Here is a 23,382-nt window from a genome sequence, read left to right as displayed (position 1 = left end):
GTCCGCACCCCGGCCGCACGCGTGAGCGGACAGACCAAGGAGGCCACCGCATGAGCGGCCACGAGTTCCAGTCGCACTTCTCCGACGCCACCAGCGGCGTCGACCGCGACGACGAGTCCACCAACATCACCGAGCAGACCATCGAGGAGATGCGCGCCATCGCGGCCCGCTACCCCCAGCCGCACTCGGCCCTGCTGCCGATGCTGCACCTGGTGCAGTCCGTGGACGGTCGCATCTCCCCGGCAGGCGTGCGCATCAGCGCCGAGCTGCTGGGCATGAGCCAGGCCCAGGTGACCGGCGTCGCCACCTTCTACACCATGTACAAGAGGCGCCCGGCAGGCCACCACCATGTCGGTGTGTGCACCACCACCACCTGCGCCGTCATGGGCGGCGACATCCTGCTGGGCTGCATGGAGCGCAAGCTCGGCATCTCCGAGGGCCAGACCACCCCGGACGGCAAGTTCTCGCTGGAGCGCCTGGAGTGCAATGCGGCCTGCGACTTCGCCCCGGTGATGATGGTCAACTGGGAGTTCATGGACAACATGACCCCCGAGAAGGCCGACGAGCTGATCGACGCGCTGGCCGAGGGACGTGAGGTCCGCTCCACCCGTGGCGCGACGATCACCAGCTGGAAGGAGGCCGAGCGCGTGCTCGCTGGCTTCCCCGACGGCCGTGCCGACGAGGGCCCCAGCGCCGGCGAGCCGTCGCTGCGCGGCCTGCGCATCGCCCAGGAGCAGGGATGGCGGGCCCCGACGGCCGCCGAGGTTCCTGCCCCGACCATCGAGGAGGAGGCGAAGTGACCGACATGCTCACCCCGGTGCTCAGCCGCAACTGGGCCGACGACCGGTCCTGGAAGATCACCAACTACGAGCGCCAGGGCGGCTACTCCGCGCTGCGCAGGGCGTTGGCGATGGAGCCCGTCGAGGTCGTCAACACCGTCAAGGACGCGGGTCTTCGCGGACGTGGCGGCGCCGGCTTCCCCACCGGCCTCAAGTGGTCCTTCGTCCCGCAGGACAACCCGAACCCGAAGTACCTCGTCGTCAACGGCGACGAGTCGGAGCCGGGCACCTGCAAGGACATGCCGCTGATGATGGCCAGCCCCCACACCCTGGTGGAGGGCGTGATCATCAGCTCCTATGCGATCAACTGCCACACGGCCTTCATCTACATCCGCGGCGAGGTGCTGCACGTGATCCGTCGCGTCCAGCAGGCCGTGCGCGAGGCCTACTCGGCCGGCTACGCGGGCAAGAACATCCTGGGGACCGGCTATGACCTGGACATCATCGTCCACGCCGGTGCCGGCGCCTACATCTGCGGCGAGGAGACGGCCCTGCTCGACTCCCTGGAGGGACGACGTGGCCAGCCCCGCCTGCGCCCGCCCTTCCCGGCCGTCGCGGGCCTTTACGCCTCGCCGACCGTGGTGAACAATGTCGAGTCGATCAGCTCGGTGCCCAGCATCATCGAGCACGGCAAGGACTGGTTCGCCCACATGGGCACCGAGAAGAGCAATGGCTACACGCTCTACTCGGTCTCGGGCCACGTGAAGCACCCCGGCCAGTACGAGGCACCGATGGGCATCACGATGGGCCAGCTGCTGGAGCTGTCCGGCGGCATCCGCGAGGGCCACCAGCTGAAGTTCTTCACCCCGGGTGGCTCTTCCACCCCGATCTTCACCGCCGAGCACCTGGACGTGCCGCTCGACTACGAGGCAGTCCAGGGCGCCGGGTCGATCCTGGGCACCAAGGCCCTGCAGTGCTTCGACGAGACCACCAGTGTGGTGCGCACCACGCTGCGCTGGGTGGAGTTCTACAAGCACGAGTCCTGCGGCAAGTGCACCCCCTGCCGCGAGGGCAACTGGTGGCTGGTGCAGACCCTGCGCAACTTCGAGCAGGGCACCGCGCAGCCCGGCGACATCGAGAAGCTCCTGGACGTCACCGGCAACATGTCGATGAAGTCCTTCTGCACCCTGGCCGACGGCGCGGTTGCCTGCGTCCAGAGCGCGATCAAGCACTTCCGCAGCGAGTTCGAGGCCGGCTACCACACCCCGGCATGGGAACTGTTCCCCTACGAGAAGAGCGCCCTGTTCGCCGATCCCGGCGCCCCCACGGCCCCGCGCCGTGCGGACGAGAACCCTGGAGTACACGCATGAGCGTCGACACCGACAAGACCGCCCCGGTCGCCAAGCCCGACGAGGTCAGCTTCACCATCGACGGCATCGAGATGAGCGCCCCCAAGGGAACGCTGATCATTCGCGCCGCCGAGACGGTGGGCATCGAGATCCCGCGCTTCTGCGACCATCCGCTGCTCGACCCGGCCGGCGCCTGCCGCCAGTGCCTGGTCGACATCCCCGACGCCGGCAATGGCCGTCCGATGAAGCCCTCGGCTGCCTGCACCACCACGGTGATGCCGGGCATGAAGGTGCAGACGGCCGCCAGCAGCGAGGTCGTGGCCAAGGCCCAGGAGGGCATGCTCGAATTCCTGCTGATCAACCATCCGCTCGACTGCCCGATCTGCGACAAGGGCGGCGAGTGCCCCCTGCAGAACCAGGCCATGAGCCACGGCCGCGGTGAGAGCCGCTACGAGGGCGCCAAGCGCACCTTCCCGAAGCCGATCAACATCTCGAAGCTGGTGCTGCTGGACCGCGAACGCTGCGTGCTGTGCCAGCGCTGCACCCGTTTCAGCTCCCAGATCTCGGGTGATCCCTTCATCAACCTGCAGGAGCGGGGTGCCTTCAGCCAGATCAACACCGACGGCGAGCACGACTACGACTCCTACTTCAGCGGCAATGTCATCCAGATCTGCCCGGTCGGGGCCCTGACCAGCGCCGACTACCGCTTCCAGAGCCGCCCCTTCGACCTGGTCAGCACCACCACGAGCTGCGAGCACTGCGCGGCCGGGTGCGAGCTGCGCGTCGACCACCGGCACTACCAGGTCAAGCGCCGCCTCGCCGGGCTCGACCCGGAGGTCAACGAGGAGTGGAACTGTGACAAGGGCCGCTTCGGTTTCCTGTCGACCCGCCAGGCTGACCGCCTGACCACCCCGCTGGTGCGCCGTGGTGGGGTGCTGGAGCCCGCCAGCTGGCCCGAGGCCATCGACGCGGCGGTCGCCGGCCTGCGTGCCGCCGCCGGCAGCGTCGGTGTGCTGACCGGTGGACGTCTGCTCAACGAGACCGCCTACGCCTACAGCCGCTTCGCCCGCGGTGTGCTGGGCACCAACAACATCGATTTCCGCAGCCGCCCGCACAGCGCCGAGGAGGCCGACTTCCTGGCCGCCCAGGTCGCCGGACGCACGCTGGGGGAGTCGGTCACCTATGCCGACCTGGAGAATGTGAAGAAGGTCGTCCTGGTGGGCTTCGAGCCCGAGGACGAGAGCCCGATCGTCTTCCTGCGTCTGCGCAAGGCCTTCCGCAAGCGCAAGCTGGAGGTCCTGAGCGTCGGCACGCACCTGTCGCGCGGCTCGGTCAAGATGGGGGCCCGCCTGGTTCCCGCCCTGCCCGGTTCCGAGGCGCAGGCGCTGGCCCAGCTGGCCCACGACGAGCCCTTCGACGCCGACACCATCGTGCTGGTGGGGGAGCGCGCGGCGCAGTCCGGCGGCCTGCTGTCGGTGGCCGTCCAGCTCGCCGGGGCTGCCCGTCTGGCCTGGATCCCGCGGCGCGCAGGAGACATGGGTGCCATCGAGGCGGGCTGCCTGCCCAACCTGCTGCCGGGTGGCCGTCCGGTGCACGACGTCAGCGCCCGGGTCGACCTGCAGGCCGCATGGGGTGTCGACCGGCTCCCCAGCCAGGTGGGTCTGTCGACCGACCAGATGCTCCAGGCCGCCGCCACCGGCCGTCTGGGGGCGCTGGTGGTCTCCGGTGTCGAGCTCGCCGACCTGTCCGACCCCGCCGGTGCCCGCGCGGCGCTGGAGCAGGCGGGCTTCGTGCTCAGCCTCGAGCAGCGCCTGTCCGAGGTGAGCGAGCGCGCAGACGTGGTGCTGCCCGTGGCCCTGCTGGAGGAGCAGGCAGGGTCGTTCACCAACTGGGAGCACCGGGTGCGCCCGGTGCAGGTGGTGCGCAAGCAGAACAATGCCCCGATGACCGAGATCCGCGTGCTGGCCGCCCTGGCCGACGCGATGGGTTCCGACCTGGGCTTCCGCAATGCCACCCAGGCCGCCGCCGAGCTCGCCGAGCTGCGCGACTGGGAGGGTGCCCGCGGGGTGCTCGCCCCGGCCCAGCCCCAGCAGGCCCCCGCCGGGGTGCTGCTGGACAGCTGGCGACTGCTGCTCGACGGCTCCCGCGGCCTCGACGGTGCGGTGCACGTCAACGAGACCGCACCGCTGCCCGTGGCCCGGGTCTCCGGACTCACGGCGGCCGCCCACGGCCTGGTGCCCGGCGGGCTGGTGCGGATCAGCACCGAGAGCGGCAGCATCGAGTTGCCGGTCGTCGTCGAGGCGCAGATGGTCGACGACGTCGTCTGGCTGCCGGCCAACTCGGCCCCGGCCACCCATGACGCGCTGAGGGCCCAGCTGGGCCAGCCGGTGCGCCTCGAAGCAAGCGCAGTTCGCTCCTCAACGGTTGGAGGTGTGGCATGACGCCACTCAACTCTTCGTCGATCTTCGGTCCCGATCCCTGGTGGATCGTGCTGATCAAGGTGGTCGGCGTCTTCATGCTGCAGCTCCTGTGGTGCCTGTTCAACGTGTGGTTCATGCGTCGCGTGCTGGGCAAGATGCAGAACCGCATCGGCCCGGTCATGAACACGGCCTTCATCAACGGCATGGGCCAGGCCATCGGTGACGGCATGAAGCTTCTGTTCAAGGAGACCTTCATCCCCAAGGGCACCGACCGGCTGGTCTTCAGCCTGGCCCCGGTCATCGCCGGCATCTGCGCCTTCGCCCCGTGGGCGGTGATCCCGCTGGCCGGCGAGGTGAACATGTTCGGCCACACCACGAACCTGCAGGTCACCGACATGCCCATCGCGGTGCTGTTCACCCTGGCCACCGGCTCCATGGCCGTCTATGGCCTGGTGCTGGCCGGTTGGTCCTCCGACAACTCCTACTCGCTGCTCGGTGGCCTTCGCGCCAGCGCCCAGATGATCTCCTACGAGGTTGCGATGGGCCTGTCGCTGGTCTCGGTCTTCCTGATGTCGGGCACCATGAGCACCTCGCAGATCGTCGAGGCGCAGGCCATGCACCTCAACGTCTTCGGCGTCGACGTGCCGCTGCCCAGCTGGTACGCGCTGCTGCTCTTCCCGGCCTTCTGCGTCTACTTCATCTCGATCCTGGCCGAGTCCAACACTCCGCCCTTCGACCTGTCGGAGTGCGAGCAGGAGCTGGTCAGTGGATACTCCACCGAGTACACCGGCTTCCAGTACGGCACCTACTACCTGGCCGAGTTCATCCACATGGCCACCCTGAGCGCACTGGCCGTCACCCTCTTCTTCGGTGGCTACCGGGCGCCCTTCCCCTTCAACATGATCGGCGCCATCGACCAGGGCTGGTGGGGCCTGCTGTGGTTCTTCCTGAAGACCCAAGTGATGATCTTCTGCCTGATCTGGTGCCGAGGCTCGCTGCCCCGCTTCCGCTATGACCAGTTCATGGGCATCGGCTGGAAGCGCCTGATCCCGATCAGCCTGGCCTGGATCATGTGTGTCACCCTGCTGAAGGCGACCATGGGCGCCACCGGTAGCATCCGGATCGCCTTCGCCGCACTGCTGGGTCTGGCCGCCATCGGCCTGGTGGCCTGGATCTTCATGGGTGGCAGTGATGCGACGGATGCGACCGACGACCCGGCGGTCGACTTCGACGCCTTTGCCGGCGGATACCCGGTGCCCCCGATGCCCGGTCAGGAGCTGCCCGGACGGTCGCGCCTGGTGCGCGCCGAGCCGGTCGGCGAGGACCGCGAGACGATCAAGAACGGAGCTGAAGCCTGATGGGCCTCTTCGAGCAGTGGGCCGGATTCGGCATCACTTTCCGCACCATGTTCCGCAAGACCTTCACCCAGGGCTACCCGCAGAACGGCAAGGAGAAGGTCTTCGCACCCCGTTTCCATGGTCGGCACCAGCTCAACCGCTGGCCCGACGGCCTGGAGAAGTGCGTCGGCTGTGAGCTGTGCGCCTGGGCCTGCCCTGCCGACGCCATCTACGTCGAGGGCGCAGACAACACCGAGGATGCTCGCTTCAGCCCGGGCGAGCGCTTCGGCCGCGTCTACCAGATCAACTACCTGCGCTGCATCTTCTGCGGCATGTGCATCGAGGCCTGCCCGACGCGTGCCCTGACGATGACCAATGAGTTCAAGCTCGCCGATCGCAGCCGCGAGGTGCTGATCTACGAGAAGGACCGCCTGCTGGCCCCTCTGCTGACCGGCATGGAGCAGCCGCCGCACCCGCGCCGGCTGGGTGATGACGAGAAGGACTACTTCCTGGGCCTTCCCGCCACCGGGCAGCCCGACGTGCGCACCGGCCCCGCCGGCGCGGCCACCGAGGCCACCCGGGCCCTTGGCCAGGACCAGACCAACCACGGGGGAGTGACCCGATGACTCTCGTCCCGCTCGTGGCCGCCCAGGCGGTCGCCTTCTGGGTCCTCGCACCGATCGCGGTGCTGGGGGCCCTGGGCATGGTGCTCTCGCGCCGGCCCGTGCACTCCGCCATCTGGCTTGCTGCCATGATGATCTCGCTGGCGGGGCTCTACGCCTCCCTCGACGCACCCTTCCTCTTCGTGGTGCAGATCATCGTCTACACCGGCGCCATCCTGATGCTCTTCCTGTTCGTGCTGATGCTGGTCGGCATCTCGACCACCGACTCGGTGGTCGAGACCATCCGCGGCCACCGCGTCGCCTCGGTGCTGGCCTTCCTCGGCTTCGCGTCCCTGCTGGTCGTCGCCGTCGGTGGTGCCATCAACGGCCAGCCCCTGGGGCTGGACGAGGCCCACGCGGTCGAGGGCGGCAATGTGCCGAGCCTGGCCGCGCTGGTCTTCACCAAGTACGTGCTGATCTTCGAGGCGGCCGCCGCACTGCTGATCACCGCCGCGATCGCCGCCATGGTGCTGGCCCACCACGAGGAGCTGCGTCCCAAGGTGCGCCAGGCCGGCAGCCGCGCCAGCCGCATCCGCCGCTACGCCACCGACGGCGTGCACCCGGGCCCCATGCCGAGCCCCGGCGTCTACGCCCGCAGCAATGCGGTGCAGTCGCCGGCCCTCCTGCCGGACGGTTCGGTGGCCGAGAACTCGGTGCCGGCCGCGATGGCAGGCCGTGGCGTCGTCTCGAACCCGGAGCAGCTGGCTGCCCCGACCACCGAGGCCTTCGCCGCCATCGAGTCCGTCAAGGCAGAGGAGGGTCGGGAATGAACCCGAACTACTACCTGGTCCTGAGCGCAATCCTGTTCAGCATCGGAGTCCTGGGCTTCCTGCTGCGACGCAATGCGCTGGTGGCCTTCATGTCGATCGAGCTCATGCTCAACTCGGCAAACCTGGCGATGGTCAACTTCTCCCATGTCCACGGCAACCTCGAGGGGCAGGTGGCCACCTTCTTCGTGATGGTCGTCGCCGCCGCGGAGGTCGTGGTGGGACTGGCGATCATCGTGACCATTTTCCGCAGCCGACGCTCGGCCTCGGTCGACGACGCAAACCTGCTGAAGTTCTGAGGGGGCATCGGTGAATCTTCTCGAGATCGTCACACCCGTCGCCGCGAGCGGAATGTTCCGCTACGCGTGGACGATGATCGCGGTGCCCGCCGTGGTGGCAGCCTTCCTGCTGCTGTCCGGCCGCATCGCCGACAAGTGGGGCCACCTGCTGGCCACCGCTGCCGTGCTGTGGTCCTTCGCGATCGGCACCTGCCTGTTCGGCGAGATGCTGATGGCCGAGCCCGGCGAGCGCGCCGTCGGCCACACATTGTGGACCCTGTTCAGCCAGGGCAACTGGAACATGACCGTCGGCCTGCTGGTCGACCAGCTGTCCATCCTGTTCGTGCTGCTGATCACCGGTGTCGGATCGCTGATCCACATCTACTCGATCGGCTACATGGCCCACGACGAGCGTCGCCGTCGCTTCTTCGCCTATCTGAACCTGTTCGTGGCCGCCATGCTGGTCCTGGTCCTGGGCGACAACTACCTGACCCTCTTCTTCGGCTGGGAGGGCGTCGGCCTGGCCTCCTTCCTGCTGATCTCCTTCTGGCAGCACCGCACCTCCGCGGCGCTGGCCGGCAAGAAGGCCTTCGTGATGAACCGCATCGGTGACCTCGGCCTGATGATGGCCATCTTCACCATGCTGGCCCGCTTCGGCAGCTCCTCCTTCGCCGAGGTCAACGCCAACGCTGCCCAGCTGTCGCCGGGCTGGGCCACCGCGATCGGCCTCTTCCTGCTGGTGGCGGCCTGCGGCAAGTCAGCGCAGTTCCCGCTGCAGGCCTGGCTGCTGGACGCCATGGAGGGCCCCACCCCCGTCTCGGCCCTGATCCACGCGGCCACGATGGTCACCGCCGGTGTCTACCTGGTGGTGCGCAGCCACCACGTCTACGAGCAGACCCAGACCGCGCAGCTGGCGGTCGCGGTGATCGGCACGATCACGCTGCTCTTCGGCGCGTGGATCGGTACCAGCAAGGACGACATCAAGAAGGTGCTGGCCGGCTCCACCATGAGCCAGATCGGCTACATGATGCTCGCGGCCGGGCTTGGCCCCATCGGTGCCGCCTTCGCGATCTTCCACCTGGTCACCCACGGCTTCTTCAAGGCCAACATGTTCCTGGGTGCCGGATCGGTGATGCACGGGATGAGCGACGATGTCGACATGCGCCACTTCGGTGCGCTGTCCAAGGCGATGCCCATCACCTTCCTCACCTTCGCGATGGGCTACCTGGCGATCATCGGCTTCCCCTTCACCTCGGGCTTCTTCTCCAAGGACCACATCATCGAGGCAGCCTTCGAGAAGTCGCCGATCTTCGGTGGCCTGGCCCTGCTGGGTGCCCTGGTGACCGCCTTCTACATGACGCGCCTGATGATGATGACCTTCTTCGGCGACAAGCGCTGGCTCAAGGGCGTGCACCCGCACGAGTCCCCGGCCACCATGACCATCCCGCTGGTCATCCTGGCGATCCTGTCCATCGTGGCCGGCCTGCTGATGAACAACTGGATCGGCGACTGGCTGGCCCCGGCCACCGGTGCCGAGGTGCACCATGCACCCTCGCTCTTCCACGTCACCACGGTCGGCTGGATCACCATGGCCGTCGTCGCGCTCGGCGTGCTGCTCGGCTGGTTCTTCTTCCGCAAGGACATCCCCGCCTACCAGCCCGCCTCCGACAGCCCCTTCGTGCTGGCCGGTCGCAATGACCTCTACGGTGACGCCTTCAACGAGGCCGTCGTCCTTCGACCCGCCGAGAAGCTCGTGGGCCTCACCGGCGTCGTCGACCGCTCCGTCGTGGATGGTGCCGTCATGGGCTCCGCCACCGCGCTGGGTGGCCTTTCCACTGCCGTCCGCAAGCTGCAGAACGGCTACGTCCGCAGCTACGCACTCACCATGGTCGCTGGCGCGGTCCTGGTGGGTTGCGCACTGATCCTCGGCCAGCTGGCCTGAGGGGAGGAGTAACGATGACTTTCCCCCTGCTCACCGCGCTGGCCCTGGTGCCATTGGTCGGTGGCCTGATCCTCTTCTTCGTGAAGGGTTCCGCGGGACGGGTGCTGGGACTGGGCATCAGCCTGGCCACCCTGGCACTCGGCCTGATGGCCTTCTTCAGCTCCGGTGACCTCGCCGAGCAGCACCTGTGGATCGAGTCCATCGGTGCCCACTACGCCCTCGGGCTGGATGGCATGGCCAAGGCCCTGGTCCTGCTCACCGTGATCCTGGTCCCGGTGGTGCTGCTCGCCGAGTGGCACGTTGGCGACCAGCCCGGCACCTGGTCCACCACCAGCTTCTTCGCGCTGGCACTGGTCCTGGAGGGCCTCGCGCTGCTGGTCTTCATGGCCACCGACGCGTTGCTGTTCTACATCTTCTTCGAGGCCACCCTGATCCCGATGTACTTCCTCATCGGTGGCTGGGGCGGTCCCCGACGGGCGATGGCAGCGTTGAAGTTCCTGCTCTACTCGCTGGCCGGCGGACTGGTGATGCTGATCGGCATCATCGGCCTGGGTGTCCACGCCGCAGGCCAGGGCACCCCCAGCCTGCTGATCAGCGACCTGGCCGCCCTGGACATTGCCGGCAGCTCCGGCCGCTGGCTGTGGCTGTGCTTCTTCATCGCCTTCGCCATCAAGGCCCCGATGGTGCCGGTGCACACCTGGCTGCCCGACACCGCCGAACAGGCCACCCCGGGTGCCTCGACCCTGCTCGTCGGCATCCTCGACAAGATCGGCACCTTCGGCATGATCCGGCTGTGCCTGACGGTCTTCCCCGAGGCCAGCCGCTGGGCCACCCCGGTGGTGCTGGTGCTCGCGGTGGTCTCGATCATCTACGGCGCGCTGATGGCCATCGGCGCCAAGGACCTGCTGCGACTGGTCAGCTACACCTCGATCAGCCACTTCGGCTTCATGGTGATGGGCATCTTCGCCTTCACCAGCCAGTCGATGAACGGCACGATCTTCTACATGCTGAACCATGGCTTCTCCACCGCCGCGCTCTTCCTGGCGGTGGGCTACCTGATCCGTCGCCGCGGCTCGGCCGACATCACCGCCTTCGGCGGCGTGCAGAAGCTCGCCCCCGTCGCGGCCGGCATGTTCCTGTTCTCCGGCCTGTCGGCGCTGGCCCTGCCGGGCACGTCGAGCTTCATCAGCGAGTTCATGGTGATGGCCGGCACCTGGCAGCGCCACCCGGTGCTGGCAGCGGTCTCCACTCTGGGCACCGTGCTCGCGGCCCTCTACGTGATGCTGGCCTACCAGCGCACGATGACCGGCCCGGTCACCGAGCAGGCCGAGCAGCACTTCACCAACAATGACCTCGGCGCGCGGGAGAAGGCAGTCCTTGCCCCGCTCGTCGTCCTGCTGCTGGGTCTGGGCTTCCTGCCCAACCCCATGCTCCAGGTCACCAACGACACCGTGAAGGACACCATGGCCCAGGTTGGCATGACTGATCCGGCTCCGGTCGTGAAGGGAGCCAAGTGATGATCCACCTCGCGACGATGGTTCCCCTCGAGATCGCGCCGCCGATGCTCGAGTACCGCCTGCTGGCGCCGCTGATCCTCGTCCTGGTCGGCGCCTGCCTGGCCATGATCGTGGAGTCCACCAGCAAGCAGGGTCCCCGCTACGGGGCGCAGCTGATCGTCACCGCGGTGACACTGCTCGCGGCGCTGGTCCTGCTGGTGCGCAACTGGATGATCGGTGACCGCCGGCTGGCTGGCGTCGGCTCGCTGGCCATCGACGGCCCCACCTACTTCCTGTGGGCGGCGCTGCTGGTCTTCGGATTGATGACCGCGCTGCTGTTTGCCGAGCGCAAGGTCTCGGGTGGGCAGTCCCAGTTCACCCCGATGGGCGCCTCGGTGCCCGGGTCACAGCTCGAGCGCGAGGCCGTCGCGGCGCGTGCCGAGCACACCGAGGTCTTCCCGCTGCTGCTGTTCAGCCTCTTCGGCATGATGCTGTTCGCCTCGGCGAACAACCTGATCGTGATGTTCGTCTCGCTGGAGATCTTCTCGCTGCCGCTCTACCTGCTGGCCGGTCTGGCACGTCGCCGTCGCCTGCTCAGCCAGGAGGCAGCCCTGAAGTACTTCCTGCTGGGTTCGCTGTCCAGCGCGATGTTCCTCTACGGTGCGGCGCTGCTCTACGGCTTCTCCGGCTCCTTCGAGATGCGTGGCATCGACGCGGCCATCACCGCCGGTGTCGAGGGCCGTGGCCTGCTGCTGGCCGGCCTGACCCTGGTCAGCGCCGGACTGCTGTTCAAGCTCGGTGCGGCTCCCTTCCACTCGTGGACGCCGGATGTCTACACCGGCTCCCCGACGCCCGTGACCGGCTTCATGGCCATCTGCACCAAGTTCGCCGCCGTGGTGGCCCTGATGCGCGTCTTCTACGTCGCTCTCGGTGGGGCCCGGTGGGACTGGCAGCCGCTGTTCGCCGGCCTGGCGGTGCTGACCATGGCCGTCGGCGCGGTCATCGGCCTGACCCAGACCGACGTCAAGCGCATGCTGGCCTACTCCTCGATCGCCCACGCCGGCTTCCTGCTGGTCGCGATCGTCGGCACCAGCACCGCGGTCACCGGCCTGCCGGTCGGGGGCATCGGCTCCACCGCCTCGGTGCTGTTCTACCTGACCGCCTATGGCCTGTCGACGCTGGGCGCCTTCGCCCTGGTGACGATGGTCCGCAAGGCCGGTGGCGAGGCGACGAGCCTGGCCGCGTGGCAGGGCGTGGGCCGCCGCAACCCGCTCCTGGGTGGCATGATGACCCTCTTCCTGCTGAGCTTCGCCGGCATCCCGCCCACCGCGGGCTTCGTCGGCAAGCTGGTTGCCTTCACCGCCGCCTGGCGGGGCGGCTATGCCTGGCTGGTGGCCCTGGCCATCCTGTTCAGCCTGGTGACGGCCTTCTTCTACATCCGCATGATCGTGGTGATGTTCTTCCGGGAACCCGCCGACGAGCAGGTGGAGGTGGTCGGTGCCTCCTGGATGACTTGGCTGGTCGTGCTGATCGGAGCCATCGGCACCGTCGGGCTCGGCGTGTGGAGCGGTCCGCTGCTCGACCTTGCGGCGCAGGCCTCGGTCTTCCTGCGCTGATCTGCCGAACAGCTCAACCGGCACTGGCCCCGCACCCTGAAGGGTGCGGGGCCAGTCCCGTCTCGGGACCCATGGGGTGCATGGGCCGAAGCCGGCATGGGCGCGTCCGGGACCGGGCTCGATTGGGCGCGCCTGTGCGCGAACCACTAGTCTGGGGGGAGGCTTTCGGGGACCTGCCCCGCATCGAAATGAGGAGAATCGTGACCCACGTCGTGGACGAGGAATTCGAGGCCTCGGTCACCGGTCGGCTTGCCGTCATCGAGGACGAGCTGGTCAAGGCCGCCGTTGCCGACAGTCCCTTCGTCACCGAGGCGGCGAGGCACATCATCGATGCCGGCGGAAAGCGTTTCCGTCCACTGCTGGTGGTTCTGGGATCTGCCTTCGGACAGGGCACCAGCGAGACCGACCTCACCCGCGCCGCCCTGGTGGTGGAGCTCACCCACGTCGCGAGCCTCTACCACGACGACGTGATGGATGATGCCGACCTGCGTCGCGGTGCCCCGAGCGCCAACCGCCGCTGGGACAATTCGATTGCGATCCTGGTGGGCGACTACCTCTTCGCCCGCGCCTCCACCCTGGTGGCCGACCTGGGCACCGACTACGTGCGCCTGCAGGCCGAAACCTTCGGCCGCCTCGTGCAGGGCCAGATCGCGGAGACCCGTGGGCCGCAGGAGGGCGATGACCCCCTGGAGCACTACCTGCAGGTCATCAGTGACAAGACGGGTTCGTTGATCGCCACCTCGGCCGTCTTCGGCGGCATGGTCGCCGGGGCCTCGCGTGAGGTCTTGGAGGCGCTGGACGCCTTCGGCGAGGAGATCGGCGTGGTCTTCCAGCTCAGCGACGACATCATCGACATCACCAGCAACGAGACGGGCAAGACTCCCGGGACCGACCTGCGCGAGGGCGTCCCGACGCTGCCGACGCTGATGTTGCAGGCCTCCCAGGATCCGGCCGACCAGGCGCTCAAGGAACTCATCTCCTCCGACCTGTCCGACGACGCCCGCCTGGCCGATGCGCTGGAGCAGCTGCGGGCCCATCCTGTGATCGAGCAGGCCCGGGCAGAGGTGCAGCGCCACGCCGACCTGGCACTGGCGCACCTGGAGTCGCTGCCCGACGGGGAAGCCAAGCAGGCCCTGTCGAGGATCTGCCTCGACCTGGTGGGCCGCTCCAACTGATCGTCGGCGGCTCCGGTTCTCACCGGATGGTGACCCGCTCGTCGGGCTCCATCCCCAACCCGCCCAGGTCGCCGGCCTTGGCCTTGTCATCCCGCGCGTCTCCGGTCTTCCGGGCCAGCTGCTCGATGATCCCGCGCCCTGTGTCGCGGGCCTGTTCGTCGAGGGTGACGAAGGTGCTGGCCGAGGACTTGTCCGCGTCGATGGTGGTCGAACTGGGCCAGTCCGCGTTGACGTGACGCAACAGCTCGTCCTGCGGACGGGGGTGTCGGTGTCGCACACCCGCCCAAATCCAGCGCCGCCACAACGTGCCAAGGGGTCCGAGCATCGGCTCGGACCCCTCGCGGTCACGGGCGGGAGGTACTCAGAGCACGGTCCAGGTGTCGCGCCCGTTGACCATGGCCTGCAGCGCCGACTCCTGGCGGTCGCCCATGGCCATGGCGACCTGCTCGCGGGCCAGGTCGTCGTAGGCGGGCCGCTCCACATTGCGGAAGATGCCGATGGGGGAGCGGTGCATCACGCCACCGTCGGTCAGGCGGCTCAGCGCAAAGGCCAGCGACGGGTCGGCGTGGTGCTCGTCGTGCACCAGGATGTTGTCGAGGCCCACCTCGGAGACCTCCACCACCTCCACCGACCCGTCGCGGTTCTGCACGACGCCCAGGTGGTTGTCGGCGCCGAACAGGATCGGCTCACCGTGGCGCAGTGGGATGATCGCCTCGTCAGAGCCGGGTCCCTTGAGGTCCTCGAAGGCACCGTCGTTGAAGATCGGGCAGTTCTGGTAGATCTCCACCAGCGACGTGCCGCGGTAGCCGGCGGCGGCCTTGAGCACCTGCGAGAGGTGCTGGCGGTCGGAGTCGACCGTGCGGGCGACGAAGCCGGCCTCAGCGCCCAGTGCCAGCGAGACGGGGTTGAAGGGGGCGTCGACCGAGCCGAGCGGGCTCGACTTGGTCACCTTGCCGGCCTCGGAGGTGGGCGAGTACTGGCCCTTGGTGAGGCCGTAGATGCGGTTGTTGAACAGCATGATCGTCATGTTCACATTGCGACGCATCGCGTGGATCAGGTGGTTGCCGCCGATCGACAGGGCGTCACCGTCGCCGGTGACGACCCAGACGCCCAGGTCGGGGCGGGTCACCGCCACGCCGGTGGCGATGGCCGGGGCACGGCCGTGGATGGAGTGCATCCCGTAGCTGTCGACGTAGTACGGGAAGCGCGAGGAGCAGCCGATGCCGGAGATGATCACGGTGTTCTCACGCTTGATGCCGAGTTCGGGCATCATGCTCTGGAAGGCTGCGAGGATGGCGTAGTCACCGCAGCCGGGGCACCAGCGCACCTCCTGGTCGCTGGTGAAGTCCTTGCGGTTCAGCGGCTCGATGCTCAGCGGGACACCGGCCAGCCCGCGGTAGCCGGGGGTCTGCAGTTCGGTGGTGGTCACTTCTGCTCCTGCGTGGTGTGGGAGTGCTCGTTCGGGTTGTTGATGGGGGCCGGTTCGGCGTGCAGCTGGGCCTGCTCGTTGTCGGCCGCGAGCTCGCCGTCGCCCATGTCCTCGCTGCCGGGACCCTCGGAGATCTCGACCTCGTCGACGGGCCCGCCCGGGTGGCCGTTGATCTGGTCGATCTCCACCTCGAGGTCGGCGGCCAGCTCCGAGAGCGAGATCGGCAGCCCGAAGACACGCGAGTAGCTCTGCACGTCGACCAGGTACTTGGCGCGCAGCATCATCGCGAACTGGCCCAGGTTCATCTCGGGCACGATCACGCGGTCGTAGGCGCGCAGCACCTCGCCGAGGTTGGCAGGGAAGGGGTTGAGGTGGCGCACATGGGCCTGGGCGACATCGCGCCCGCTGGCCCGCACCCGACGCACGGCGGCGGTGATGGGGCCGTAGGTGGAACCCCAGCCCAGCACCAGCACCTTGGCGCGTCCCGAGGGGTCGTCGACCTCGATGTCGGGGATGTCGCGCACGATGCCGTCCACCTTGGCCTGGCGCAGCCGCACCATGTGGTCGTGGTTGGCCGGGTCGTAGGAGATGTTGCCCGAGCCGTCGGCCTTCTCGATGCCGCCGATGCGGTGCTCCAGCCCGGGCGTGCCGGGCTTGGCCCAGGCGCGAGCAAGGGTTTCGGGGTCGCGCTTGTAGGGAAGGAAGTCGTCGCCGTCATTGGGGGCGGTGGCGAAGTTCGGGTCGATCTCGGGCAGCTGGTCGATCTCGGGGATCCGCCACGGCTCGGCACCGTTGGCGAGGTAGCCGTCGGTGAGCAGGAAGACCGGGGTGCGGTAGGTGACCGCGATGCGCACGGCCTCCACAGCCATGTCGAAGCAGTCCGAGGGGGTCGACGGTGCCAGCACCGGCACCGGGGCCTCACCATTGCGTCCGTACATCACCTGCAGCAGGTCGGCCTGCTCGGTCTTGGTGGGCATGCCCGTCGACGGGCCGGCGCGCTGCACGTCGACAACGACCAGCGGCAGCTCGGTCATGACGCCCAGGCCGATCGCCTCGGACTTCAAGGCGATGCCGGGGCCCGACGTGGTGGTCACGCCCAGCGAGCCACCGAAGGAGGCACCCAGCGCGGAGGCGACGCCGGCGATCTCGTCCTCGGCCTGGAAGGTGATGACGCCCTGGCCCTTCTGCCGGCTCAGCTCGTGCAGGATGTCGGAGGCGGGGGTGATCGGGTAGGAGCCCAGGAAGAGCTGCAGCCCGGCCTTCTCGGCGCCCACGATCAGGCCATAGCTGGTGGCCAGGTTGCCGCTGATCTGGCGGTAGCTGCCGGCCTGCATGTCGGCCTTGGCCACCTCGTAGCGCACGGCGAAGTCCTCGGTGGTCTCACCGAAGGCGTAGCCGGCGCGGAAGGCGGCGATGTTGGCATCGCGGATCTCGGGCTTCTTGGCGAACTTCTCGGCCAGGAATTTCTCGGTGCCCTCGGTGGGGCGGCTGTAGAGCCAGTTGAGCAGTCCGAGGGCGAACATGTTCTTGCTGCGCGCGGAGTCCTTGCGGCCCAGCCCGAAGTCCTTGACCGAGGCCACTGCCATGCCGGTCAGGTCGAGTGCCACCAGGTGGTAGTCGGCCAGCGAGCCGTCCTCGAGGGGGTTGGCCTCATAACCCACCTTGGTCAGGTTGCGCTTGGTGAACTCGGCATTGTCGACCACCAGCAGCCCGCCGCGGGGCAGGTCCTTGAGGTTGGCCTTGAGCGCGGCCGGGTTCATCGCCACGAGCACGTCGGGCCGGTCGCCGGGGGTGACGATGTCGTAGTTGGCGAAGTGCAGCTGGAAGCTGGACACGCCCGGCAGGGTGCCCTGGGGGGCGCGGATCTCGGCCGGGAAGTTCGGCAGGGTCGAGATGTCATTGCCCAGGGTGGCCGAGTCGTGGGTGAACCGGTCGCCCGTCAGCTGCATTCCGTCACCTGAGTCGCCGGCGAAGCGGATCACCACTCGCTCGAGAACTTGCACACCAGTCACAACGGGCCTCTTTCGAAAAGACAACACTCGACAGTCCAGACTAGCTGCCACACGAAGGCAGACCAGCGTCTGGCCAGACGGTGCGCCGGTGCGGAAGCTAGGCTGGCGCTCGTGTCTGAGCAGAACAAGGGGCAGTTCATCGACTGGTTCGGCGACCGGTCGGTGGTCGTCGTCGACCTCGCCCTGGCCTGTTGTGCCATCGAGTCAGAGTTCGCGGTGCCCGTCGACGCGCCGCGGCTGTCGGCCGCGCCCGCGGGTGCCGCGGTGGTGGCCGTGGTCTCCGGGACCCTCAGTGACGCCCTGTCCGGCCTAGTCACCGACCGGATCGCCGAGCTCGCCCCCGATCACGTGGTCAGCTTCGGTGCCTGTGCCTGCGCCGGTGGCCCCTACTGGGATGCCTGGTCGGTCACCAAGGGGGTCAACCAGCTGGTGCACGTCGACAGTTTTGTCGCGGGTTGTCCGCCCCCGCCCGCCGCACTGGCCGAGGTGGTCGAGAAGGTTCGCCAGGAATTCGTGCAGGGAGCTGTCCAATGAGTGAACACATCTCCGTCCCGGGAGGGCATGGCATCGACGACGAGGTGCGTGAGGTCCCTTCCGGGCAGTGGATCGAGCAGATCCGCGCCGCAGCGGACCAGTACCCCTTCCTGGACTGGTTGGGGGCAGTCGACGAGATCGGACGCGGTGACGAGTTCCGCGTCGTGCTGCGCCTGGTCGACCACCAGTCCAGCCCTCCCAGGGGGCTGCGGCTCCAGACCCGGGTGCCCCGCCAAGAACCGGTGCTGGCCAGCTGCACGTCCTTGCTACCGGGAGCGTCGTGGCACGAGCGCGAGGCGCACGACTTCTTCGGGATCGTCTTCGACGGTGGCGACCAGGCGCCGCTGCTGAACCATGGGGGAGCGACGACCCCCTTGCGCAAGGACTTCGTGTTGGGTGCCCGCGCCGCACAACCCTGGCCTGGCACCAAGGAGCCGGGCGGCGCGGCCCCCAGCCGTCGCAAGATGGCTCCTCCCGGGGTGCCCGACGCCGAGGTGTGGGGCGAGCGTGACCCGCAGGCCGCACCAGCCACTGCCGAGGAGATCGCCGCCGCCGTCGCCGGCGGACGGGTGAGGAGACGACGATGAACGAACAGCCGCAGCAGGCCGGGCATCCTGAACAGGCAGGGGCCCACGGATCCATCCGGCTCATCGAGTCCAACTGCACCTCCTGCATGATCTGTGCGCGTGAGTGCCCCGCCTGGTGCATCCACATCGACTCGCACACCGAACTGCGCGAGGGGGAGGGGGGCGCACCGATCGGTGGTGCCGCCGCATCACCCACCTCCGGCTATGCGCGCTCCCGGCAGCGTTCCCACAACGTGCTCGACCGCTTCGAGATCGACTGGTCGCTGTGCATGTACTGCGGCATCTGCGTGGAACAGTGCCCCTTCGACGCCCTGGAGTGGGCCGGGCCGCACGTGGCGACCACCGCGGAACTGCCCCAGCTGCGTCAGGGCCGCGAGCAGCTGCGGTGAGCTCGGTCCTCACCCCGTCGGTCGGTGGCCTCGACCTGCACTGGGCCAGCATCCGGCGGGCCTGGGCCGTGGCGCACGTGCGTCGCGGGGCCTATGGCAGTTCCCTGATCGCGCTGGGCTCGCTGACGCCGGCCTACCTGCCGCTCAACTCGCCCTGGTGGCGGATGTTGCGTCCGCTGCACCTGACCGGCACCCCGGCCCGCATCCTGGGCACCGTGCTGGTCATGGCGGGCCTCGCACTGCTGGTCGACGCCTGGTTCCGGCTGCGCCCGGCCAGGGGTGGCGAGGGGCAGCGTCGGGAGGGAGACGAGGCCTACTGGCACCTCAAGCACTGGGCGGTGCTGGCCATCTGGGGCGCGCCCTTCCTGCTGGCGCCGCCCATCTTCAGCCACGACGCCTATTCCTATGCCGCCCAGGGCTGGTTGATCCACAACGGCATCAACCCCTACCACGGCAATGTGATGCTGCTGCCGGGGGCTTTCGCCGACCAGGTGGCCTGGGTCTGGCGGCGGACTCCGGCCCCCTATGGGCCGCTGAGCCTGCAGATGCAGCACCTGATCGTGGACGCCACCGGCTTCGACCCCTATGTCTCCGCGCTGGCCATGCGCATCCCCGCCCTGGTGGGTGTGGTGCTGATCGGGCTGCTGGTGCCGCGTATCGCGGTGCAGCTGCGCGCGGATCCGGCCCTGGCAGCGTGGATGGCCACCCTCAACCCCGTCCTGGTGATCGACTTCATCGGCGGGGCGCACAATGATTCCCTGATGGTGGGCCTGCTCGTGCTGGGGCTCTGGCTGGCTTTTCGCGCCGACTGGACCTGGCTGGCCGCGGCGGTGGTGATCGGCGCGGCCGCGGCCATCAAGCAGCCGGCGGTGCTGGCGGCCTATGCGTTGCCGTTGATCCGTCACCCCTGGCGCACTTGGCAGGCGCGTGACGTGGCCGCGACCGCGGTGCGGGCGGTGGCGAGCTTCGCCATCGCGATCGGCACCTTCGCCGGCATCACCAGGCTCACCGGCCTGGGCTGGGGATGGCTCGATGCCGTCGACGTCCCCGGCATGGTGATCACCGTCTCACCCTTCACCATCGTCGGCCAGCTGGCCCAGATGGTGGCCGACCACTTCGCCCTCGACCCGTCCGGCGGTGCCATGCTGACCGCGACGCGCACCGCCGGCATGGTGCTGGCCGGTGCCCTGATCACGGTCTTCGCGCTGACCGTCGCGCGTCGCCAGCCGGTCACCTTCCTGGCCTGGAGCTTCCTGGCGGTAGCGCTGTGCTCGCCAGCCCTGCACTCCTGGTACGTGCTGTGGGGTGGCGTGCTGCTGCCGCTCACCCGGCCCTCCCGTCGGATGGTGCGTGCCGCGGTGCAGGCGACGGTGGTACTGCTCAGCTATGCCGCCATCAACCTCGCCTACCGCAACAGCGTCAGCGCCGTCGACTCGCTCAACCCCGCCGTGGCCCTCGGGGTGGTGGCGGTGGCAGGCTTTGCCTGGCAGGTGCGCACCCACGAGAGGGCGACCGACGCCCCCCGATCCACCCACAGGAGGAAACGTGACCCAGACCACCAGCCCCCACGTGCGCGGCGAGGTCAGTGACGGACTCGCCCGCCTGGTCCTCGACCGACCCCGGGCCATCAACGCGCTCGATGTTGCGATGATGCAGGCCATCGGGGAGCTGCTCACCGCCTGGCGCGAGGACGACGACGTCCAACGCGTCGAGATCTCGGGCGAGGGGGAACGCGGCTTCTGCTCCGGAGCCGACGTGCGCGCCATCCGCCAGTTGGTGCTGGACGAACCACAGCGCGCGGTCGACTTCTTCGAGCACGAGTACACGGTCAACCGGCTGATCGCCCACTACCCGAAGCCGACCACGGCCCACCTGCACGGGGTCTCCATGGGCGGCGGCCTGGGCCTGGCGCTGCACTGCCGCACCGTGACCGCCGAACGCGACCTGGTCCTGGCCATGCCGGAGACCGGCATCGGCCTCTTCCCCGACGTCGGCATCAACTGGCAGCTGTCCCACACACCGGGGGAGCTGGGCACCTGGATGGCGATGACCGGCCAGTCGATCGACGCCGCGAGCGCGCTGTACGCGGGCCTGGTCGATGAGCTGACTCCTTCACCGGCCGACGACCTCTCGGCGGAGGCCTCGCAGCTGGAGCGTGACCGTGCCTGGATCGACGAGTGCTTCACCGGCGACGACCCGGTCGCCGTCGTGACCGCTCTTGAGGCGCACGACCAAGCCCGGGCGAGGGAATGTGCCGAGCTCCTGCGCTCCCGGTCGCCGTGGAGCGTCGCAGTCGCGCTGGAGGCGGTCCGTCGCTCGGCCCGGGTGGACTCGGTCGACGAGGTGCTGGAGCAGGATGCCCGCCTGGCCCGCAACTACGTCGCCGACTCCGACTTCGTCGAGGGGGTGCGGGCGCAGCTGGTCGACAAGGACCGGAACCCGCAGTGGCGCCATGCATGTGTGGAAGACGTGCCGCGCGAGCTGGTGCTCGGCATGTTCGAGGCCCGCTGACGCCTCGCTGCTGGGCGGCCCTCAGAAGTCGTAGTCGACCACGACGGGGGCGTGGTCGCTCATCCTGGCCTCGTAGCTTTCGGCGCGGTCGGTGCCTCCGGTGATGGCCAGTTTCGCCAGGGCCGGGGTGGCGAGCTGGTAGTCGATGCGCCAGCCTGCGTCGTTGACGAAGGCCTGTCCCATCCAGCTCCACCAGGAGTAGGGGCCGTCCTGGCCGGGGTGCAGCTGGCGCACCACGTCGACCAGGGTGCGGGGTGAGAGCACCTGGTCGAGCCAGGCGCGCTCCTCGGGCAGGAAGCCCTCCGACTTCTGGTTGCCCCGCCAGTTCTTGATGTCGAGTTCGGAGTGGGCAATGTTGAAGTCGCCCATCACGATGAACTCGCGGCCCTGCCGGGCGGCGGTGCGGCGGGCCGTGGTCAGGTGCCGCGCGAAGCCCTTGAGGAAGCTCATCTTGCGCTGGTACTTGGCGCCGCCGTCGGGTTTGTCGCGCCCGTTCTTGCCGTCGGCCTGCAGCTCGGCGGGCAGCCCGCCCTTGGGCAGGTAGAGGCTGGCGACGGTGAGGGGTCGGTCGGCCAGGTCGACCTCGAGGTAGCGGCCTTCGGTGGAGAAGGCCTTGAGTTCTCGGGCCAGCGGTCCTGTCTCGCCGGGTTCGCTAAGTTCGAGGTGGTTGTGTCTGGGCGCGCGCACCAGGGCGCCGGCGCCCCAGCTGCGCACGGCCAGCGGCGCCTCGCGGGTGAGGACGGCGACGCCGTTGCGGCCGGCGAGCTGGCCGGCGTCGTAGGCCACGTGGTAGTCGCCGAAGATGCCGTCGGGGAGCATGGCGACGGGGCAGCGCACCTCCTGCAGGGCCACGACGTCGCAGTCGCGGCCCTGCAGCCAGTCGGCGAAGCCGCGCTTCTGTGTGGCGCGGATCCCGTTGATGTTGAAGGTGGCGACGCGGAGCATGCGGGCCAGCCTAGCCCTCGTCCACACCGCGGCGGGGGCTGCTGGCACGGGTCGTGCCAGCAGCCCCACCCGAAAGGGCCCGGTTCCGCTCTCGCTGAGGGGCCCGGTGCCACTCTCGCTGCGAGGGCTCAGTGCAGCGCCGTGTGGTTGTCCAGGTGGCGCGGATCACCGGTCAGTGCCGCCAGCTGGCGACGCAGGCTCGCTGCCCGCTCGGTCTCGCCGCGACGCTCCAGGCTGCGCACGAGCAGCAGGGTGGCGTACTCGTCGGTTGGGTCGGCCTGCAGCAGCTGCTCGCACTGGGTGATGGCCCGTCCCAGGGAGGCGCGGTGGTAGAGGGCCCGGGCCAGGTACTCGCGGGCCAGCCGGTTGCCGGGCTCCTGCTCCAGTACCTCGCCGAAGCGGGTGACGGCCGTGGCGTCCTCGCGCTCGTCAAAGGCGGAGCGGGCCAGGCTGATTTCGGGGTCCATCGGAAGGGTGGTCATCTCAATACCTCGTAGGGGTATGTAGTGGCCGTCCAACGCAGCATCTCCTCACGCTATTCCCGGGCATGGGGGGGCCGCTCCCAAGGCTTCGGGAGCGGCCCCTGCGCTCGTGCGCGGTCTGGCTCAGCGGTAGTTGACGAACTTCTGACCCATGTAGGGAGGATACCGGCTGCGTTGGGTAGGGCGCTCTGGCCAGCGCAAACGCAGTTGGTGGTGTTTGCTGAGTCGAGTCGTTTTCGGCTCTCCTGCGGACTCTGTGCGGACTCATCCGGGCCAAGCCCTCCGCTACTCCCGAGGCTTGTTGATCCACTGACTGAGGCGGGCGAACCATCCGGGACGGCGCGTCTGACCGTAGGCGACGGCGGTCTCGTCAACGAAGCAGTTGAGAACGGGCATCGGAAAGTGAAAGAACTGCGACCGTTCGTCGTCAGGGATGCCGTCCTCGTTCCACTGGTAGCGGACCCCAATGGACCCGACGTAGGAGACCAGGACGTAAGCGGTGAACCTGGTGAGGCCCTTGTCGGCCCATACCGCGTCGGGGCTGATGCTGAGGCCCTTGCCGTACTGACGGTGGACGGAATCCGTTGTGACTAGCCCGGAGATTTCATGGGGGTGTCTGGACGTGAAGGAGGGAAGTGCCCGCTGACCTGCGAAGATACCGATTGTCTAGGT

20 protein-coding genes and 1 pseudogene are annotated in these 23,382 nt (G+C 68.6%); 16 read left to right on the top strand and 5 right to left on the bottom strand.

From position 1 onward, the window contains the following. Window positions 1-50 precede the first annotated feature (50 nt). The 11 genes from nuoE to ACYVKA_RS14010 all read left to right on the top strand — a co-directional run bounded on the left by nuoE (window position 51) and on the right by ACYVKA_RS14010 (window position 13,821). Entirely contained in the window at window positions 51-800 is a 750-nt protein-coding gene (gene nuoE, locus ACYVKA_RS14060) for an NADH-quinone oxidoreductase subunit NuoE (protein ID WP_394275455.1), read from the top strand. After that, a complete protein-coding gene (gene nuoF / locus ACYVKA_RS14055; protein WP_460706343.1) occupies window positions 797-2,149 on the top strand; it encodes an NADH-quinone oxidoreductase subunit NuoF in 1,353 nt (450 codons plus the stop codon). Before nuoE ends, nuoF begins: the two co-directional genes overlap by 4 nt. Beyond that, on the top strand, window positions 2,146-4,569 hold the full coding sequence (locus tag ACYVKA_RS14050) for an NADH-quinone oxidoreductase subunit G (RefSeq protein WP_460706341.1): 2,424 nt from the start codon (window positions 2,146-2,148) through the stop codon (window positions 4,567-4,569). Before nuoF ends, ACYVKA_RS14050 begins: the two co-directional genes overlap by 4 nt. Next, window positions 4,566-5,906 carry an NADH-quinone oxidoreductase subunit NuoH gene (gene nuoH / locus ACYVKA_RS14045; protein ID WP_394275452.1) on the top strand — a complete coding sequence of 447 codons (1,341 nt, stop codon included), beginning with the start codon at window positions 4,566-4,568 and terminating at the stop codon, window positions 5,904-5,906. Before ACYVKA_RS14050 ends, nuoH begins: the two co-directional genes overlap by 4 nt. Beyond that, complete coding sequence (nuoI, locus tag ACYVKA_RS14040) at window positions 5,906-6,511, top strand: NADH-quinone oxidoreductase subunit NuoI (protein ID WP_394275451.1); 606 nt, start codon at window positions 5,906-5,908, stop codon at window positions 6,509-6,511. Before nuoH ends, nuoI begins: the two co-directional genes overlap by 1 nt. Further along, entirely contained in the window at window positions 6,508-7,317 is an 810-nt protein-coding gene (locus ACYVKA_RS14035) for an NADH-quinone oxidoreductase subunit J (RefSeq protein WP_394275450.1), read from the top strand. Before nuoI ends, ACYVKA_RS14035 begins: the two co-directional genes overlap by 4 nt. Further along, window positions 7,314-7,613: an NADH-quinone oxidoreductase subunit NuoK gene (nuoK, locus tag ACYVKA_RS14030; RefSeq protein WP_394275449.1), complete on the top strand. Its 300-nt coding sequence runs from the start codon at window positions 7,314-7,316 to the stop codon at window positions 7,611-7,613. The genes ACYVKA_RS14035 and nuoK overlap by 4 nt, the downstream gene beginning before the upstream one ends. Before the next feature lie 52 nt (window positions 7,614-7,665). Further along, complete coding sequence (gene nuoL, locus ACYVKA_RS14025) at window positions 7,666-9,534, top strand: NADH-quinone oxidoreductase subunit L (RefSeq protein WP_394275466.1); 1,869 nt, start codon at window positions 7,666-7,668, stop codon at window positions 9,532-9,534. Window positions 9,535-9,548: 14 nt separating this feature from the next. After that, complete coding sequence (locus ACYVKA_RS14020) at window positions 9,549-11,051, top strand: NADH-quinone oxidoreductase subunit M (RefSeq protein WP_394275448.1); 1,503 nt, start codon at window positions 9,549-9,551, stop codon at window positions 11,049-11,051. Then, complete coding sequence (nuoN, locus tag ACYVKA_RS14015; protein ID WP_394275447.1) at window positions 11,051-12,646, top strand: NADH-quinone oxidoreductase subunit NuoN; 1,596 nt, start codon at window positions 11,051-11,053, stop codon at window positions 12,644-12,646. Before ACYVKA_RS14020 ends, nuoN begins: the two co-directional genes overlap by 1 nt. A 200-nt stretch (window positions 12,647-12,846) precedes the next feature. Further along, the gene (locus ACYVKA_RS14010) at window positions 12,847-13,821 is read left to right on the top strand and encodes a polyprenyl synthetase family protein (protein ID WP_460706339.1); all 975 of its coding nucleotides are present in this window, start codon (window positions 12,847-12,849) and stop codon (window positions 13,819-13,821) included. Window positions 13,822-13,840: 19 nt separating this feature from the next. Here the strand turns inward: ACYVKA_RS14010 and ACYVKA_RS14005 are convergent, their stop codons facing one another. The 3 genes and pseudogenes from ACYVKA_RS14005 to ACYVKA_RS13995 form a co-directional block, all read right to left on the bottom strand. Then, the gene (locus ACYVKA_RS14005; protein ID WP_460706337.1) at window positions 13,841-14,098 is read right to left on the bottom strand and encodes a hypothetical protein; all 258 of its coding nucleotides are present in this window, start codon (window positions 14,096-14,098) and stop codon (window positions 13,841-13,843) included. A gap of 84 nt (window positions 14,099-14,182) precedes the next feature. Then, on the bottom strand, window positions 14,183-15,250 hold the full coding sequence (locus ACYVKA_RS14000; protein WP_460706335.1) for a 2-oxoacid:ferredoxin oxidoreductase subunit beta: 1,068 nt from the start codon (window positions 15,248-15,250) through the stop codon (window positions 14,183-14,185). Between the two features lie 191 nt (window positions 15,251-15,441). Then, window positions 15,442-17,289 (bottom strand): annotated as a pseudogene (locus ACYVKA_RS13995) (2-oxoacid:acceptor oxidoreductase subunit alpha); the annotation flags it as partial. Between the two features lie 84 nt (window positions 17,290-17,373). Here ACYVKA_RS13995 and ACYVKA_RS13990 point away from each other — a divergent pair. Genes ACYVKA_RS13990 through ACYVKA_RS13970 form a run of 5 tightly spaced genes read left to right on the top strand, consistent with a single transcriptional unit; the run spans window position 17,374 to window position 21,283 of the window. Continuing rightward, window positions 17,374-17,796, top strand: coding sequence for an NADH-quinone oxidoreductase subunit B family protein (locus ACYVKA_RS13990; RefSeq protein ID WP_394276450.1), 423 nt, complete (start codon window positions 17,374-17,376; stop codon window positions 17,794-17,796). After that, window positions 17,793-18,383 (top strand): NADH-quinone oxidoreductase subunit C, encoded by a 591-nt coding sequence (locus ACYVKA_RS13985; RefSeq protein WP_394276449.1) that lies wholly within the window; start codon window positions 17,793-17,795, stop codon window positions 18,381-18,383. The genes ACYVKA_RS13990 and ACYVKA_RS13985 overlap by 4 nt, the downstream gene beginning before the upstream one ends. Next, a complete protein-coding gene (locus ACYVKA_RS13980) occupies window positions 18,380-18,772 on the top strand; it encodes an NADH-quinone oxidoreductase subunit I (RefSeq protein WP_460706333.1) in 393 nt (130 codons plus the stop codon). Before ACYVKA_RS13985 ends, ACYVKA_RS13980 begins: the two co-directional genes overlap by 4 nt. Further along, window positions 18,769-20,361 (top strand): polyprenol phosphomannose-dependent alpha 1,6 mannosyltransferase MptB, encoded by a 1,593-nt coding sequence (gene mptB, locus ACYVKA_RS13975; protein WP_460706331.1) that lies wholly within the window; start codon window positions 18,769-18,771, stop codon window positions 20,359-20,361. Before ACYVKA_RS13980 ends, mptB begins: the two co-directional genes overlap by 4 nt. Further along, window positions 20,318-21,283: an enoyl-CoA hydratase/isomerase family protein gene (locus tag ACYVKA_RS13970; RefSeq protein ID WP_394276446.1), complete on the top strand. Its 966-nt coding sequence runs from the start codon at window positions 20,318-20,320 to the stop codon at window positions 21,281-21,283. Before mptB ends, ACYVKA_RS13970 begins: the two co-directional genes overlap by 44 nt. Before the next feature lie 21 nt (window positions 21,284-21,304). Here ACYVKA_RS13970 and ACYVKA_RS13965 read toward each other — a convergent pair whose 3' ends face one another. Continuing rightward, window positions 21,305-22,228 (bottom strand): exodeoxyribonuclease III, encoded by a 924-nt coding sequence (locus ACYVKA_RS13965; RefSeq protein WP_460706329.1) that lies wholly within the window; start codon window positions 22,226-22,228, stop codon window positions 21,305-21,307. A 128-nt stretch (window positions 22,229-22,356) separates the two neighbouring features. Beyond that, window positions 22,357-22,710 (bottom strand): tetratricopeptide repeat protein, encoded by a 354-nt coding sequence (locus ACYVKA_RS13960; RefSeq protein ID WP_460706327.1) that lies wholly within the window; start codon window positions 22,708-22,710, stop codon window positions 22,357-22,359. Window positions 22,711-23,382: the final 672 nt, after the last annotated feature.

Source organism: Luteococcus sediminum (assembly GCF_054783495.1).
This window is presented reverse-complemented; position numbering and strand designations above follow the sequence as displayed.

Excerpts from the sequence above, each read along its gene's own strand:
- nuoE (WP_394275455.1), top strand. The coding sequence starts at position 51 with ATGAGCGGCCACGAGTTCCAGTCGCACTTCTCCGACGCCACCAGCGGC.
- ACYVKA_RS14050 (WP_460706341.1), top strand. The coding sequence starts at position 2,146 with ATGAGCGTCGACACCGACAAGACCGCCCCGGTCGCCAAGCCCGACGAG.
- nuoH (WP_394275452.1), top strand. The coding sequence starts at position 4,566 with ATGACGCCACTCAACTCTTCGTCGATCTTCGGTCCCGATCCCTGGTGG.
- nuoI (WP_394275451.1), top strand. The coding sequence starts at position 5,906 with ATGGGCCTCTTCGAGCAGTGGGCCGGATTCGGCATCACTTTCCGCACC.
- ACYVKA_RS14035 (WP_394275450.1), top strand. The coding sequence starts at position 6,508 with ATGACTCTCGTCCCGCTCGTGGCCGCCCAGGCGGTCGCCTTCTGGGTC.
- nuoK (WP_394275449.1), top strand. The coding sequence starts at position 7,314 with ATGAACCCGAACTACTACCTGGTCCTGAGCGCAATCCTGTTCAGCATC.
- nuoL (WP_394275466.1), top strand. The coding sequence starts at position 7,666 with ATGTTCCGCTACGCGTGGACGATGATCGCGGTGCCCGCCGTGGTGGCA.
- ACYVKA_RS14020 (WP_394275448.1), top strand. The coding sequence starts at position 9,549 with ATGACTTTCCCCCTGCTCACCGCGCTGGCCCTGGTGCCATTGGTCGGT.
- nuoN (WP_394275447.1), top strand. The coding sequence starts at position 11,051 with ATGATCCACCTCGCGACGATGGTTCCCCTCGAGATCGCGCCGCCGATG.
- ACYVKA_RS13985 (WP_394276449.1), top strand. The coding sequence starts at position 17,793 with ATGAGTGAACACATCTCCGTCCCGGGAGGGCATGGCATCGACGACGAG.
- ACYVKA_RS13980 (WP_460706333.1), top strand. The coding sequence starts at position 18,380 with ATGAACGAACAGCCGCAGCAGGCCGGGCATCCTGAACAGGCAGGGGCC.
- ACYVKA_RS13965 (WP_460706329.1), bottom strand. The coding sequence starts at position 22,228 with ATGCTCCGCGTCGCCACCTTCAACATCAACGGGATCCGCGCCACACAG.
- ACYVKA_RS13960 (WP_460706327.1), bottom strand. The coding sequence starts at position 22,710 with ATGACCACCCTTCCGATGGACCCCGAAATCAGCCTGGCCCGCTCCGCC.